At 64.4% G+C, this 14,225-nt stretch carries 13 protein-coding genes and 1 pseudogene; 8 read left to right on the forward strand and 6 right to left on the reverse strand.

Features of this window, described 5'->3' with window-relative positions; genetic code table 11:
• The 5 genes from AC07VL_RS26965 to AC07VL_RS26985 form a co-directional block, all read left to right on the forward strand.
• On the forward strand, positions 1–426 hold a 426-nt coding region (locus AC07VL_RS26965; protein ID WP_494808584.1), incomplete at its 5' end, for an exosortase C-terminal domain/associated protein EpsI.
• Positions 416–1,639: a TIGR03088 family PEP-CTERM/XrtA system glycosyltransferase gene (locus AC07VL_RS26970; protein ID WP_494808585.1), complete on the forward strand. Its 1,224-nt coding sequence runs from the start codon at positions 416–418 to the stop codon at positions 1,637–1,639. The genes AC07VL_RS26965 and AC07VL_RS26970, both read left to right, overlap by 11 nt.
• 10 nt (positions 1,640–1,649) lie before the next feature.
• A complete protein-coding gene (locus AC07VL_RS26975) occupies positions 1,650–3,590 on the forward strand; it encodes an XrtA/PEP-CTERM system amidotransferase (RefSeq protein WP_494808586.1) in 1,941 nt (646 codons plus the stop codon).
• A 4-nt stretch (positions 3,591–3,594) separates the two neighbouring features.
• The gene (locus AC07VL_RS26980; protein WP_494808587.1) at positions 3,595–4,818 is read left to right on the forward strand and encodes a TIGR04063 family PEP-CTERM/XrtA system glycosyltransferase; all 1,224 of its coding nucleotides are present in this window, start codon (positions 3,595–3,597) and stop codon (positions 4,816–4,818) included.
• Positions 4,815–7,250, forward strand: coding sequence for a glycosyltransferase (locus AC07VL_RS26985; protein WP_494808588.1), 2,436 nt, complete (start codon positions 4,815–4,817; stop codon positions 7,248–7,250). The genes AC07VL_RS26980 and AC07VL_RS26985 overlap by 4 nt, the downstream gene beginning before the upstream one ends.
• A gap of 108 nt (positions 7,251–7,358) precedes the next feature.
• Here the strand turns inward: AC07VL_RS26985 and AC07VL_RS26990 are convergent, their stop codons facing one another.
• The 3 genes from AC07VL_RS26990 to AC07VL_RS27000 form a co-directional block, all read right to left on the reverse strand.
• Positions 7,359–7,940, reverse strand: coding sequence for a ribonuclease E inhibitor RraB (locus AC07VL_RS26990; protein WP_494808589.1), 582 nt, complete (start codon positions 7,938–7,940; stop codon positions 7,359–7,361).
• Entirely contained in the window at positions 7,927–8,337 is a 411-nt protein-coding gene (locus tag AC07VL_RS26995) for a GNAT family N-acetyltransferase (RefSeq protein WP_494808590.1), read from the reverse strand. Before AC07VL_RS26995 ends, AC07VL_RS26990 begins: the two co-directional genes overlap by 14 nt.
• Positions 8,338–8,513: 176 nt before the next feature.
• Positions 8,514–8,672, reverse strand: a complete 159-nt coding sequence (locus AC07VL_RS27000) for a hypothetical protein (RefSeq protein WP_494808591.1) — start codon at positions 8,670–8,672, stop codon at positions 8,514–8,516.
• A 410-nt stretch (positions 8,673–9,082) separates the two neighbouring features.
• Between AC07VL_RS27000 and AC07VL_RS27005 the strand changes: the two genes are divergently transcribed.
• The 3 genes and pseudogenes from AC07VL_RS27005 to AC07VL_RS27015 all read left to right on the forward strand — a co-directional run bounded on the left by AC07VL_RS27005 (position 9,083) and on the right by AC07VL_RS27015 (position 12,166).
• The gene (locus tag AC07VL_RS27005) at positions 9,083–9,388 is read left to right on the forward strand and encodes a transposase (RefSeq protein WP_494808613.1); all 306 of its coding nucleotides are present in this window, start codon (positions 9,083–9,085) and stop codon (positions 9,386–9,388) included.
• Between the two features lie 149 nt (positions 9,389–9,537).
• A complete protein-coding gene (locus AC07VL_RS27010) occupies positions 9,538–10,980 on the forward strand; it encodes a putative phage tail protein (protein WP_494808592.1) in 1,443 nt (480 codons plus the stop codon).
• Positions 10,981–11,072: 92 nt separating this feature from the next.
• Positions 11,073–12,166 (forward strand): annotated as a pseudogene (locus AC07VL_RS27015) (IS5 family transposase).
• A 445-nt stretch (positions 12,167–12,611) separates the two neighbouring features.
• On the opposite strand, the gene AC07VL_RS27020 reads toward AC07VL_RS27015, so the two are convergent.
• From AC07VL_RS27020 to AC07VL_RS27030, 3 genes are all read right to left on the reverse strand, one after another.
• Positions 12,612–12,896, reverse strand: coding sequence for a hypothetical protein (locus tag AC07VL_RS27020; protein ID WP_494808593.1), 285 nt, complete (start codon positions 12,894–12,896; stop codon positions 12,612–12,614).
• A 470-nt stretch (positions 12,897–13,366) separates the two neighbouring features.
• Positions 13,367–13,834: a MepB family protein gene (locus AC07VL_RS27025; RefSeq protein ID WP_494808594.1), complete on the reverse strand. Its 468-nt coding sequence runs from the start codon at positions 13,832–13,834 to the stop codon at positions 13,367–13,369.
• Positions 13,831–14,064, reverse strand: a complete 234-nt coding sequence (locus AC07VL_RS27030) for a hypothetical protein (RefSeq protein WP_494808595.1) — start codon at positions 14,062–14,064, stop codon at positions 13,831–13,833. Before AC07VL_RS27030 ends, AC07VL_RS27025 begins: the two co-directional genes overlap by 4 nt.
• Between the last annotated feature and the right edge of the window lie 161 nt (positions 14,065–14,225).

Raw genomic sequence — 14,225 nt, forward strand, 5'->3', positions numbered from 1 at the left:
GGGGGCGCGCAGGCCGGCCTGCAGCTGGCCTGGTATGCGCGCCAGGCGCGCGACGCCGAACTGCTGGCGCACCAGTCCCGGCCGTACGGCGAGCGCTGGATGCCGCTGGCGCACCGCATGCGGCACCCAGCGCTGGCCGCCGGCACCCTGGCCGTGCGCGAAAGCGTGCTGGCACGGGGCGGCGAGCGCCTGCTGGTGTGGCGCTTCTACCGCCAGGGCGGCATCGCCACCGCCGAACCCGTGCTGGTGAAACTGCTGCTGGCCAGGGCCAGGCTGCTGGGCATGCGCCAGGATGGCGCGGAAATCATCGTCTGCATGTCCTACGACGAGCTGGCGCCGCCGCCGCGCGCGGCACTGCAAGCCTTCCTGCGCGCCGCCCTGCCCGCCATCGAAGAGCGCCTGCGGGAGCTGCCGCATGGCGCCTGATACCGATAACCAGCGCGACCACGGGCGCGGGCCTGGCGGCGCGGGCGGCGACGGCGCGCCGCTGATCGTGCACGTGATCCACCAGCTCGACGTGGGCGGGCTGGAAAACGGCCTCGTCAACTTGATCAACCACCTGCCGCCCGGACGCTACCGCCACGCCATCGTCTGCCTGAAGAACGCCACCGCCTTCCGCCAGCGCCTGACGGCACCGGGCGTGGAAATCATCAGCCTGGGCAAGCGCGAAGGCAAGGACTGGGGCCACTACCTGCGCCTGTACCGCGTGATCAAGCGGCTGCAGCCGGCCATCGTACACACGCGCAACCTGGGCTGCATCGAGGCGCAGCTGCTGGCCTGGCTCGCGGGCGTGCGCCTGCGCGTGCATGGCGAGCACGGGCGCGACATCGGCGACTTGCACGGCACCAGCCGCAAGTACCGGCTGCTGCGCAAGTGCCTGCTGCCGCTGATCCAGCATTTCATCGCCGTCAGCGCCGACCTGGGACACTGGCTGGTGGACGTCATCGGCGCCGCGCCCGCGCGGGTGTCGCACATCGGCAACGGCGTCGACAGCGTGCAGTTCCACCCGCGCCTGGGGCCGCCCGCCGCCGTGGGACCGCCCGGCTTCCTGTGCAACGGCGCCTTCGTCATCGGCAGCGTGGGGCGCATGGCCGCCGTCAAGGATTACCGCTCGCTGGTGCAAGCCTTCCTGTTGCTGCTGGCGCAGCCGGGCGCCCGCGCCCGCCTGCGCCTGATGATCATCGGCGACGGGCCATGCCGCGACGCTTGCCTGACCCTGCTGCAGCAGGCGGGCGCGGCCCACCTGGCCTGGCTGCCCGGCGCGCGCGACGACGTGGCCCGGCTGCTGCGCGCCATGGACCTGTTCGTGCTGCCCTCGCTGGCCGAAGGCAGCTCGAACACCATCCTCGAAGCCATGGCCACGGGCCTGCCCGTCGTCGCCACGCAGGTGGGCGGCAATGCGGAACTGGTGCAGTCGGGCTGGAGCGGTACCCTGGTGCCGCCCGGCTCGCCCGACATGCTGGCCGACGCCATGCTCGACTACTACAGCATGCCCGAGCTGGGCCCCCGCCACGGCGCGCGCGGGCGGCGCCAGGTGCTGGCCGAGCACAGCCTGCCCGCCATGGCCGGCGCCTACCTGGCCGTGTACGACCGCCTGACGGGCGCGCGCGTCCCGTCCCCCCTGTCCACCTACCCCTGAGAGGCCTACCATGTGCGGCATTTCCGGCATCTTCGACTTGCAGGGCCAGCGCGACATCGACCTGGGACTGCTCTCGCGCATGAACCACAGCCTGCGCCACCGCGGTCCCGACGAAGGGGGACTGCACCGCGAGCCGGGCCTGGGCCTGGCGCACCGGCGCCTGTCCGTGATCGACCTGGCCAGCGGCCAGCAGCCGCTGTTCAACGCCGACCGCAGCATCGCCATCGTCTTCAATGGCGAAATCTATAACTACCGCGGCCTGATGGCGGAATTGCGCCAGTTCGGCCATGCCTTCCGCACCAGCAGCGACACGGAAGTCATCGTCCACGCCTGGGAACAGTGGGGCGAGCAGTGCGTGCGGCGCCTGCGCGGCATGTTCGCCTTCGCCCTGTGGGACCGCCGGCGCCACCTGCTGTTCCTGGCGCGCGACCGTCTGGGCGTCAAACCCCTGTACTACGGCGAGGCGGACGACGGCACCCTGCTGTTCGGCTCCGAACTGAAAGCCCTGCTCACGCATCCGGCCATGCCGCGCGCGCTCGACCCGCTGGCCGTGGAAGAGTATTTCGCCTACGGCTACGTGCCCGAGCCGCGCAGCATCTTCCGGCAGGCGCGCAAGCTGCCGCCCGGGCATACGCTGTCCATCCGCGCCGGCCAGCCCCTGCCCGCGCCGCAAACCTACTGGGACGTGCCCTTCCTGCCGCATCCCCCCGCCGGCGAGGCGCAGCTGGCCGAGGAACTGCTGGCGCGCCTGCGCGAGGCCGTGCGCATCCGCATGGTGGCCGAGGTGCCGCTGGGCGCCTTCCTCTCCGGCGGCGTCGATTCGAGCGCCGTCGTGGCGCTGATGGCGGGCGCCAGCCCCACGCCCGTGAACACCTGCTCCATCTCGTTCGGCGACCCGGCCTGGAACGAGGCGCGCTACGCCGACCTGGTGGCGCGCCGCTACGGCACCCTGCACCACGCGCGCCAGGTGGAACAGGACGACTTCGACCTGATCGACCAGCTGGCCACCCTGTACGACGAACCGTTCGCCGACAGTTCCGCCATGCCCACCTGGCGCGTGTGCCAGCTGGCGCGCCAGCGGGTCACGGTGGCCCTGTCGGGCGACGGCGGAGATGAAAGCATGGCCGGCTACCGGCGCTACCGCCTGCACACGCGGGAGGAAAAAGTCAGGGGCATGCTGCCGGCCGGCCTGCGCCAGTCGCTGTTCGGCACCCTGGGCCGGCTGTACCCGAAGGCCGACTGGGCGCCCCGCTTCCTGCGCGCCAGGACCACCTTCGAGGGCCTGGCGCGCGACACGACGGACGCGTACTTTCACGGCGTCAGCCTGCTGGGCGACGCCATGCGCGCGCGCCTGTTCAGCCCCGAGCTGCGGCGCAGCCTGCACGGCTACCGCGCCGTGGAAGTGCTGCGCCGCCACGCCCTGGCCAGTCCCGCGCAGGACCCGCTGTCGCAGGTGCAGTACCTGGACTTGAAGACGTATCTGCCCGGCGACATCCTCACGAAAGTCGACCGCGCCAGCATGGCGCATGCGCTGGAAGTGCGCTCGCCCCTGCTCGACCACGAGCTGGTGGCGTGGATGTCCGGCCTGCCGCCGCAGCTCAAGCTGCGCGGCGGCGAAGGCAAGTACCTGTTGAAAAAAACCCTGCGCCCGCTGCTGCCCGACGAACTGCTGTACCGCCAGAAGATGGGATTTTCCGTGCCCCTGGCCGACTGGCTGCGCGGCCCCCTGCGCCAGCGCCTGCAGCAGCGGCTGCTGGGTCCCGCCCTGGCGCAGTGCGGCCTGTTCGACATGGACTACGTACGCCTGCTGCTCGAGCAGCATGCCTCGGGACGGCGCGACTACAGCGCGCCCCTGTGGTCGCTGCTGATGTTCGAAGCCTTCCTGCGCCAGGTGCTGCCCACGGACGGCCGCAAGGCGGCGGCGCCCGCGCCGGCCATGGCGCTGGAGTGACTCCATGCGCATCCTGCACATCCTCGACCACTCGCTGCCCCTGCACAGCGGCTACACCTTCCGCACGCTGGCCATCCTGCGGCAGCAGCGCGCGCTGGGCTGGCACACCATGCAGCTCACCAGTGCCAAGCAGGGGCGGTCCGACGGCGCGCAGCAGCTCGTCGACGGCTGGCATTTCTACCGCACGGCACCCGATGCGCGCTGGTGGGCGCGCCTGCCCGTGCTGCGCCAGGCGTCCGTCATCATCGGCCTGGCCGTGCGCCTGCGCCATCTGGCGCAGCGCCTCAGGCCCGACATCCTGCACGCGCACTCGCCCGTCCTGAACGCCATCGCCGCCCTCAACGCGGGCCGCGCGCTGGGCATCCCCGTCGTCTACGAAGTGCGCGCCTTCTGGGAAGACGCGGCCGCCGACCATGGCAGCAGCCCGCCGGGCGGCCTGCGCTACCGCCTGACCCGGGCGCTGGAGACCTACGCGCTGCGCCGCGCCGACGCCGTCACCACCATCTGCGACGGCCTGCGGCGCGAACTGTGCGCGCGCGGCGTGCCGGCGCACAAGATCACCGTCATCCCCAACGCCGTCGATGCGGACGCCTTTCATACCCAGGATCATCCGGCATTGGCCCGCGCGCTGGGGCTGGAGGGCCACCCTGTCATCGGCTTCATCGGCTCGTTCTACGCCTACGAAGGCCTGGACCTGCTGCTGCGCGCCATGCCGCGCATGCTGGCCGCGCAGCCCGCCCTGCGCCTGCTGCTGGCCGGCGGCGGCCCGCAGGAAGCGGCGCTGGCGGCGCTGGCGGCCGAACTGGGCGTGGCCGGCCAGGTCGTCTTTGCGGGCCGCGTGCCGCACGCGCAGGTGGGCGGGTATTACCGGCTGCTCGACATCTGCGTGTATCCGCGCCTGCCCATGCGCCTGACGGAGCTGGTGACGCCCTTGAAACCGCTCGAGGCGATGGCGCAGGGGCGCCTCGTGGTGGCCTCCGACGTGGGCGGCCACCGCGAACTGATCGAGCATGGCAAGACGGGCATGCTGTTTCGCGCCGGCGACGGCGAAGCGCTGGCGCAGGCCGTCCTGGCCCTGCTGCTGGCGCCAGCCGACTGGCCGGCGCTACGGCGCCAGGCGCGCGCCTTTGTCGACACGCAGCGCAGCTGGGGCGCCAGCGTGGGCCGCTATGCGCCCGTGTATGCGCGCCTGGCCGGGCCCGCGCGCGCGCCGGGAGCGCGGCCATGATCCTGAGCGGCCTGCGCATCGCCCTCGTCGGTCCCGTGCCGCCGCCGGCCGGCGGCATGGCCAACCAGACGGCGCAGCTGGCGGCGCTGCTGCGCGCCGATGGCGCGCAGGTGCAGCTGCTGGCCGTCAACGGGCCGCAGCTGCCGCCCTGGCTGGCGCGCATCCGCTACCTGCGCGCCGCCCTGCGCCTGCCGCTGCACCTGTGGCGCCTGTGGCGCGCCGCCGATACGGTCGACCTGTTCCACGTCATGGCCAATTCCGGCTGGTCCTGGCATCTGCACGCCGCGCCCGCCCTGTGGGTCGCCAGCCTGAAAGGCAAGCCGGCCCTGCTCAATTACCGGGGCGGCGAGGCGGCCGCCTTTTTCGCCCGCTCGCCGCGCCTGGTGTCGTTCAGCCTGCGCCGCGCCAGCGCCATCGTCGTGCCCTCGGCCTTCCTGGCCGGCGTCTTCGAAGCCCACGGCCACACGGCCCACATCGTGCCGAACGTGCTGGACCTGCAGCGTTTCACGCCCGGCCCGCCGCGCGCACGGATGCCACTGGCCCCTTGCATCCTCGTGCCGCGCCACCTCGAAGCCCTGTACGACAATGCCAGCGCCGTGCGCGCCTTTGCCATCGTGCGCGCACGCCATCCCGCGGCGCGCCTGGTGCTGGCGGGGAGCGGGCCGCAGCGCGCCGCGCTGGCCAGGCTGGCGTCCGCGCTGGGGGTGCGCGACGGCGTCGCCTTCGCCGGCGCGGTGGACAACGCCGCCATGCCCGCCCTGTATCACGCCAGCGACATCGTCCTCAATCCCAGCCTGGCCGACAACATGCCCGTCTCCGTGCTCGAAGCGCTGGCCTGCGGCGTGCCCGTCGTCAGCACCAATGTGGGCGGCATCCCGGCCCTGCTGGAGCATGGCAGGACGGCGCTGCTGGTGCCGCCCGGCGATCCTGCCGCCATGGCGCAGGCCATCCTGGCGCTGCTGGACGATGCGCCGCGCGCGCGCGCGCAGGCCGCCGCCGGCCTGGCGCATGCGGCCGGCTTTGCGTGGCAAGGCATCGCGCCGCGCCTGGCCGCGCACTACCGGCGCATCCGCGCCGCGCCCCGTCCCGGCGCCTACACCCGCCTCGTCGCCCACTGGCTCTTTCCCCTGCATGAATGGCTCAAGGGCCACCACAGCGCGCGCCTGCTGCGGCGCATGGAGCGCTCGCAGTGGTGGAGCGAGCAGCAACTGCGCGACTGGCAGCTGGCGCGCCTGCGCCGCCTGCTGCGCCACGCGGGCGACCACGTGCCCTATTACCGCGACCTTTTCGCCCGCAGCCGCTTCGATCCCGCCGAGGTGCGGCAACTGGCGGACCTGGCCCGCTTGCCGCTGCTGCGCAAAGCGGACATCGCCGGCGCGCGCGACAGCTTCAAGTCCTCGCGCGCCAGGGGCCTGCGCCCGTTCGCCACGGGCGGCTCCAGCGGCGAACCGCTGCTGTTCTTCCTGGGACGGCGCCGCATCAGCCATGACATCGCCGCCAAGTGGCGCGCCACGCGCTGGTGGGGCGTGGACATCGGCGACCGCGAAGCCGTGCTGTGGGGCTCGCCCATCGAACTGGGAGCGCAGGACCGCCTGCGCCGCCTGCGCGATGCGCTGCTGCGCACCACCCTGCTGCCCGCCTTTGACATGTCGCCCGACCGGCTGGCCGCCTACGTGGCCACCCTGCGCGACTGGCGCCCGCGCATGCTGTTCGGCTACCCGTCCGCCCTGTGCCGCGTCGCCAGCCACGCCGGCGCGCACCACTTGCCGCTCGACGGCCTGGGCGTGAAAGTGGCGTTCGTGACGGCCGAGCGCCTGTACGACGAACAGCGCGCGCAGATCGCCGCCGCCTTCGGCTGCCCCGTGGCCAACGGCTACGGCGGGCGCGACGCGGGCTTCATCGCCCACGAATGCCCGGAAGGCGGCATGCACGTCACGGCCGAGGACATCATCGTGGAAATCGTCGACGCCACGGGCCAGCCCCTGCCCGCCGGCGGCGCCGGCCAGATCGTCGTCACCCACCTGGCCACGCAGGACTATCCCTTCATCCGCTACGCCACGGGCGACGTGGGCGCCCTGGCCACCCGGCCCTGCGCCTGCGGCCGCGGCCTGCCCCTGCTGCAGAAGATCGAGGGCCGCAGCACGGATTTCGTCACGGCGCAGGACGGCACCGTCATGCACGGCCTGGCCCTCGTCTACATCGTGCGCGAACTGCCGCAGGTGCGCGGCTTCAAGATCATCCAGGAAAGCCTGCAGCAGACCCGCGTGCAGCTCGTCTGCCAGCCGCGCCTGGACGACGCCACGCGCAGCGCCATCGTCGCCGGCTTCCGGGCCAGGCTGGGCGCGCAGGTGGACATCGCCATCGAGGAAGTCGACGCGATCGCGGCGGAGGCGTCGGGGAAGTACCGGTATGTGGTGAGCAAGGTGGGATAGGCAAGCTGCAATCGTGCAGCGCGACGGGCTGGCGCCATGGCCTTGCATGGCGGTTAACGCCCCGTGGTGGCCGCGGGCGCTATGAAGCCGTTCGTCCCGCGGTATCGGCTATTGGACTCCGACAGCATCCCAGCCGCCGTAATACTCGTTGCGAACTTCCGCCAGGGATTGCAGCGCGCGTGTAGTGGCCTGCATTGCCTGCAACTCTGGCACCATCTTGCGCCTGGCGTGAATTTCCCATCGCTTCGAGTTGGGCGGCTGGCCAATGCCCACGATCTCGTATCCCAAGGCGCTGATCTTTTCTGCAGTGGCAACCGCGTCGGCCTTGCGCATAAAAACAAGAAAGAAATCGATGTCATGTACTTTGCTGACATCCGCGCCGTTCTGACGCAAAGTTTCTATGACCCGTGCATCCTGTTGTTCGGCAATTGACGTTTGAGCAATGACTGCCGATGCTGCCAAGCATGCAATGACCAGCGTTGCGCAGCGTAACAAACGAAGTGGCTTCGTGGGGGAAATTCTCTTTCTTGATCTGATATAAAAAGCGGCTGGGCACATCAGCTGGCGACGGCCGGCAGCCTGCTGTTGGCCAGTTACCGTCCCGGCCTGTCCCCATTCCACGCGAGACATGCGCGTTGCGCCGTCTCTGACGTGCCGCGATGGCTTGAACGACTGCTCACGTGCCTGCATTGAATTGCATGCCAGGCGAATCTTCCGGTCGTGAGGAGAACCCAAGCTTCTCGTAGAATGGCGACTTGCCTTTGGCGCAGAAAAGCTGAATATCTGAAATGCCTGCGTCGCGACAAGCGTCAAGAAGTGAACTGAGCAAAGCTGCGCCGATTCCTTGCTGCTGAAATTCCGGGTGAACAATCATCTCGGTGACAAACGCGTGCAGGCGCCCATCCGAAATGACGCGCACAAAACCAAGCAGTTGGCCGCCAGAATAAGCCGATCGCGAACACCAGGAGCCGTCAAGCGCCTCCTGATAGAACGCAGCCCCACGTGAGACTGGCCCCCAGCCGGTCGTATCGTACAGTGCCTTGAAGGCCCCGGCGCATGGCCGATCGGAGGTATAGCGAATATTCATAGGCTGGATGCATGATATGGTGCCATTGGAAGTTGCCACGGCGTCTTTGCATTTCGCCGGTGCGCGACAGATTGAAGGTGGCCGATAACGACAGCAAGGTGACAAGCGCCCGCTCCCGGCCGCGTGCCGTCGCCGGCAGCTTGCGCCGCCAGTGCGGACAGCAGGCACGATGAATCCTAGAGGCCCATGACTGCCTCGAACAGATGACGCAGCCACTTGCTGAACGCCAGGCGCGTGGACGCTTGTTGCCTCAGCCGATGCAGCAATAACCACGTCGCATACAAGGCGATCATGACGGCGCACGCGACACTGATGATACCGGTGATGATTTGCATAACTGCAAGCATACGTCTCTGTCCTTATTCTCGCTCCGACCGCTTGTGGCCGGTTGCAGCCGCCTCAAATGCCATACTGGTCCCGAACAGCGGCCTCGAGTTCAGCCTGCGCCAAGCCTCCTTGCTGCCAAAACACAAAAAAATACTCTAGTGTTTCAGCAGACGCAGCACTGTCCATCAGATGCACGACGCAAATGGCCGTCCTGATTTTCCAAACGTCCCGCTCGTCCGACTGGTCCCGCCCTTCAATCGCTTGCCACAGGCGTCCACGCTCGCCAATGCCTTCCTCAGCCGTCGCGGCACCAGTGATGAATCGGTTCGCCACAGAAGGCGGCCTCTAAAAACCCACCACCTGCTGGCCTGAGCCGGTAAAATTTGGGCATCCCCCCGTCCAGCGAGTAGCCGCGATGATGAAGCCCGGGATCAGTCTGTTTGCCAAACATGAACGCGAGGATCGCCGTACGAAAATCGGCGATCCACTGGTCGGCTTGACCAAACATGTGGACTTCGAGGCGCTGGCTGCCGGCATCGATGCCGCCGCGCCAAGACCGTCGCACGCCAAGGGTGGCCGTCCTCCGTATCCGACGGTGTTGATAGTCAATATCTTGGTGCTTCAACAGCTCTACAACCTGGCCGATGACGCGCTGGAATATCAGTTGCTGGACCACCGGGGGATCTTGACAGTTACAGTGCATAATATAAACGTCCGAAGATGAAATCAATCGTCCATCGTGACTGCTTTTTGACCAGTGTAGCGGAGCATGCTGCTGTCTCTGGTAATGCTCCATATAAGGAAACGCCTGTTGTGTCAGCTAAATATTAGCCTTGTAAATTTACAGACATTGCAAACACTTTAAAGGAAACAATGACCTCTACTACTCTAATGACCGAAACTGTGATTAACTGGCTTAATGATACCGATATTGCCATCCATGGTATCGCTGACTACCGCAGCTTGCGAGCCTATACTGGAACAGCTACTCTGGTACGGATTACCTCCACAGGAATTGCCGGACTCTTCCAGCATGACGATAGTGATACGACCAGTGTGGACAACGGCGGGACGGTGATTATCGATTTTAGTGAGCGGCGATGGAAGCGCATGTTTGATGATGCTGTCAATGTGCTCTGGTTTGGTGCGCTTGGTAATGGCACAGGCCGTACTCCTGCCGATGATGGCGTTGACATTACGGGTGAGCCATGGAACCGTTATCCTGCCGGTAGCGCCTACTTCAACCCTGCTTACACTCCTGACCCTGCCATAACGGCTGCCACCAAGGCATTCACGAACAACGATTCGTGGGATACCATCGGTATTCAACTTGCGCTATGGGGAAGCCGCGTGGTGCTACTGCCAGTAGGTCAGTTCAAGCTGACCCGTCCCTTACAGCGCGTGTGGGGCATGGAAGGGTTGTTTTACGGACAAGGAGCGTACCACTCCACTATCATCTATAAGGATTATGAAACTTTTGGGACACGTCCCTCAGCCGGAGATGCGTTGCTACACTACTACCGTGTAATCGGTGGACCGCCGAGCTACATCCGGGATATGGGCATTCTCAGCGAGGGTGGCAGTACAAAGGGAACTGGCATGCACATGCAGAACTGCAACCAAATTCACCTCGATAACCTCTGGGTGACTGCGTTCACTGACGGCATTCTACAGGACACTCTATGTAATGATGGACCATTCCTAAGCGGGATTATCACAGAATACTGCACGAATGCGGTGCGCTCAGAAAATTGCGATATCGTCTATATCAATAACTGCAATTTTTGGCAGACGGCTGGCGGCGGAGATACCTACAATGCGGTGGTGATCCATGGCGGGGCAAACTATGCGGGTCATGTGAGAGTGAATGACACCAAATTTACTGGATACCGGGGGGCCGCAGTGTGGGCAGATGGCGAGGCGAATGTCTCCAACTGTGACATTGTCGGTCACCTTGATGGTATTCCTATCACAGGGGGCACGTACAGCCAAGTAAATGGCAACCGCTTCAAAGGTGCATGGGGTTCCGCGTGTGTTTCGTTAGGGGATCGGGCACTGGTGACTGGAAACACGATACAGTCGTTTGGTAATCAACATACCGAGATTCTCCTTACCGGGACAAGAGCAATGGCAACGGGAAACTACGTCGCTAAGACCGGGACGGCCACAAATGCCGATAACTACGCAATCCGGTCAACTGGTACATTGAATTTCATCCAAGGAAATTTCTTGGACGGTGGAGCACGGGCAACTATTTCCGCTGGTGGCTCGGATACTGTGGTTCATAATGTTCAGGCTGGTGTGTTTGTCCCATGACCACCACTGAAGGCGGCCTCTAAAAATCCACCACCTGATGGCCTGAGCCGATAAAATTTGGGCATCCCCCCGTCCAGCGAGTAGCCGCGATGATGAAGCCCCGGATCAGTCTGTTTGCCGAACATGAACGCGCGGATCGCCGTACGAAAATCGGCGATCCACTGGTCGGCTTGACCAAACATGTGGACTTCGAGGCGCTGACTGCCGGCATCGATGCCGCCGCGCCGAGACCGTCGCACGCCAAGGGTGGCCGTCCTCCGTATCCGACGGTGTTGATGGTCAGTATCTTGGTGCTTCAACAGCTCTACAACCTGGCCGATGACACGCTGGAATATCAGTTGCTGGACCGCCACAGCTTCCTGCAGTTTCTGGATTTGATCGAGAGCAGCAGCATCCCCGACGCCAAGACGATTGGGCCATGCCGTGACCGTCTGGCGCAAGCCGGCTCGGGTACGCTCGTGTTTCAGCAAGGCCAACAACAACAACAACAACAACAACAACAACAACAACAACAACAACAACAACAACAACTACAGCAGAACGGGTACATGGCGCGCTGCGGCCAGATCGTTGACGCCTCTCTGGTGCAGGCGCCGGTCCAGCGCAACAAGCGCGAAGAAGCCGACATCGTCGAGCAGGGCACCATGCCGCTGAGCTGGAAGGCGTACAAGCGGGCACAGAAGGATGTCGACGCGCGCTGGACCAAGAAACACGGCAAGAGCTACTTCGGCTACAGGCTGCATGCCAGCGTGGACAAGCGCAACAAGCTGCTGGGCAAAATGGTCGTCACCCATGCTGCCGTGGCCGACACCACGGTATTCGAATCGCTCCTTGATCTCAGCAACACCAGCCGCGATGTATATGCCGATCGCGGTTATCCCACCGCCGAACGTGAGGCAACACTAAAACAAACTGGCTGGCGCCTGCACCCCAGCGCAAAGCCAGTGCCACCAAGGGCATCTCCGAGCCGCAAAAGAAACGCTACCGCCGCATCGCCACACCGCGCGCCCGCGTCGAACATGTCTTCGGCGCGCTGGCGCAAATGGGCGGCAAGCTCGTACGCTGCATGGGCATCGTCCGTGTCACCTTCGTCTTGCACCTCAAGGCGGCAAGCTATAGCCTGAAACGGCTGGTGTTTCTGAAGGAACGTTGTTTGGCCGCCTTCTGTGCAGTAGTTAGGGCTTAGTTAGGGCTTAAATGGGCGCCAATTGCTCCGTTCCGTCGCGCTCTCCACCTCCTCCACATCACCGCGCCATCCGCGCTCTGCGCTGAAGTTGATCTGAAATATGCCGCAAGTGATTTGCGCGCTACCTCACTCCGTCAAAAATCGGTTATTCGAGGTCGCCTTAACGGATAAAAAGGCCGTCGCGATATTCGACCGCGCTAAGAGCCACCTCACCGCTGCCGGCAGAGCGGTCCAGCTGATAGCGGCAGTGGAAATGCCGGATGCCATGCGCCTGTTTAATATCGTTCCTGCGTGATATTCCCAACTATCAGAAAAAATCAAAAGGACTGACTCCTGCATGAAGTTTTGTGTGCTGCGTTGGCGATACATTTACCTGCAGGCGCAAGCGTAAAACTAGAAATATGATCGCATCCTGTTGGATAGAGAGTCTGTCTCTAATGCAGGCTCAGGCTTGCGAAGCCTTGCGGTTTTCCTCACGTTTTAATCCTATTGACACTCCCACGCAACTACTACCCACCACAATTAAAAAGAGCGCATCGGCATCCGACGTGCTATTTTTTTTCGCCTCATCAAGTAGTGCATCACCGAGCACTTTCCACGATTCAGATTTTTCCGGGGATGTAATTGCATCAAGCATCACCAGGATTTTCTTTAATGTCTGTGGCTCAGGTTGGAAAATAAGAACCAATATCTGCGTGATTAACCTCTTCAGTTCAGCGACATTATCCATACTGCCTTCTATTTTTAGTCAGTTGATAAAACCAAGAATCAGATGTCACATCTTCGAAGTATATCGCTCAAAACTTAACTCCTCAACACTGACTCCCAATTAAAATTAATCATATCTAATTTTAATTAAAGTTATTTATCAGCAGACGCCTTGGCAGGCCACTCGATCAACGCAAATTTCCACAGGGCAAAAAATCCGACGACTGGAATGAATGACAAAAACCCCACCAGCCAGAAAATCCCGCCTTGGAGACAATCTTCCAGGCGGGGAAAATAGCGGTGAACATAACTACCAAAATGATCATCCAATACCAGATACTGAGGCTACCCATATTCTTCTCCCATATAATTAAAAAAAGGCAGCGCTGGCTACAATAACATGGCAAAACCATATAGATATTTTCCAAATAAAAACTATCCAACAGTTGCAAACTGGCTGCCACGAGAGTTGGTTTGCCTGGAATTTGACGTTTAGACAGCTTGCTCCAGCAACTGGGTCAGCCGCAACTGCTCCCCCGCCGCCACAAACCACCGCGCCTGCCACCGTTGCGTGCGCTGCGCCTGGGTGGATGCCGGCGCGCACCACGGCGGATACACGCGCAGGGCGCGCTTGCCGCCGGCGCCGGCGCGCGACATCACGCCCCTTTCCAGCAGCACGCCGCGGGGGAAAATGAACAAGCTGTGCTGCGCGCCATCGGCCACGGCGATGACGACGGCATCGACGGGGTCCGCTTCATCCAGTGGGGCGATGTCGGCTGCGGGATGGAGGCGCTTCCAGACGGTGACGAACTGGCCGGTTTTCGTCGGCGTGGTCTTCGCCACGCGCAGGACCAGGCGCAGGCCATGCAGGTCGGCGCGGCAGGCGCCGTAGTCCGCGCTTTCCGCCTCGGGCACGGGCGCTTGCGGCAAGCCCAGGACGGCCCAGGGACTGGGCGTCATTCCGCGCTGAACTCGGCTGCGGCCTTGGCCGCCCGCAGCGCTTCGGCGTGGCTGGCAAACGGGCTGTCGTAGCCGTCGACCGTGCCGTCTGCGTCGACGAAATACAGCCACCAGCCGTCGTCCTGCTGGCGGATGGCCGTGTTGCCAGGCGCGCAATGCCGGGCCACGTCCTGGCTGGCGGCCAGGGTGGCGATGGTGATGCCGTGGTGAAGGATGGCGTGCGCAGTCATGGGGAAATCCGGTGCAAAATAATCAATACCGCAGTGTAGCCGTTTTCCGGCCATCCCGGCCCCATTCCAGCCCGGTTCGGCCCGGTTCGGCCCTGTTTCGGCCCTGCTCCGGCCCTGCCTGCGCCGAAAAAGTCGCCGCCGGCGCAAACGGCGTGCGCTAC

It is taken from the genome of Janthinobacterium sp. GW821-FHT03C08 (genome assembly GCF_059420905.1).

Coding starts and splice junctions, on each gene's coding strand:
- AC07VL_RS27005 (WP_494808613.1), top strand. CDS start 9,083: ATGAAGCCCGGGATCAGTCTGTTTGCCAAACATGAACGCGAGGATCGC.
- AC07VL_RS26985 (WP_494808588.1), top strand. CDS start 4,815: ATGATCCTGAGCGGCCTGCGCATCGCCCTCGTCGGTCCCGTGCCGCCG.
- AC07VL_RS26970 (WP_494808585.1), top strand. CDS start 416: ATGGCGCCTGATACCGATAACCAGCGCGACCACGGGCGCGGGCCTGGC.
- AC07VL_RS27010 (WP_494808592.1), top strand. CDS start 9,538: ATGACCTCTACTACTCTAATGACCGAAACTGTGATTAACTGGCTTAAT.
- AC07VL_RS26980 (WP_494808587.1), top strand. CDS start 3,595: ATGCGCATCCTGCACATCCTCGACCACTCGCTGCCCCTGCACAGCGGC.
- AC07VL_RS27030 (WP_494808595.1), bottom strand. CDS start 14,064: ATGACTGCGCACGCCATCCTTCACCACGGCATCACCATCGCCACCCTG.
- AC07VL_RS26975 (WP_494808586.1), top strand. CDS start 1,650: ATGTGCGGCATTTCCGGCATCTTCGACTTGCAGGGCCAGCGCGACATC.
- AC07VL_RS27000 (WP_494808591.1), bottom strand. CDS start 8,672: ATGCAAATCATCACCGGTATCATCAGTGTCGCGTGCGCCGTCATGATC.
- AC07VL_RS27025 (WP_494808594.1), bottom strand. CDS start 13,834: ATGACGCCCAGTCCCTGGGCCGTCCTGGGCTTGCCGCAAGCGCCCGTG.
- AC07VL_RS26990 (WP_494808589.1), bottom strand. CDS start 7,940: ATGCAGGCACGTGAGCAGTCGTTCAAGCCATCGCGGCACGTCAGAGAC.
- AC07VL_RS27020 (WP_494808593.1), bottom strand. CDS start 12,896: ATGGATAATGTCGCTGAACTGAAGAGGTTAATCACGCAGATATTGGTT.
- AC07VL_RS26995 (WP_494808590.1), bottom strand. CDS start 8,337: ATGAATATTCGCTATACCTCCGATCGGCCATGCGCCGGGGCCTTCAAG.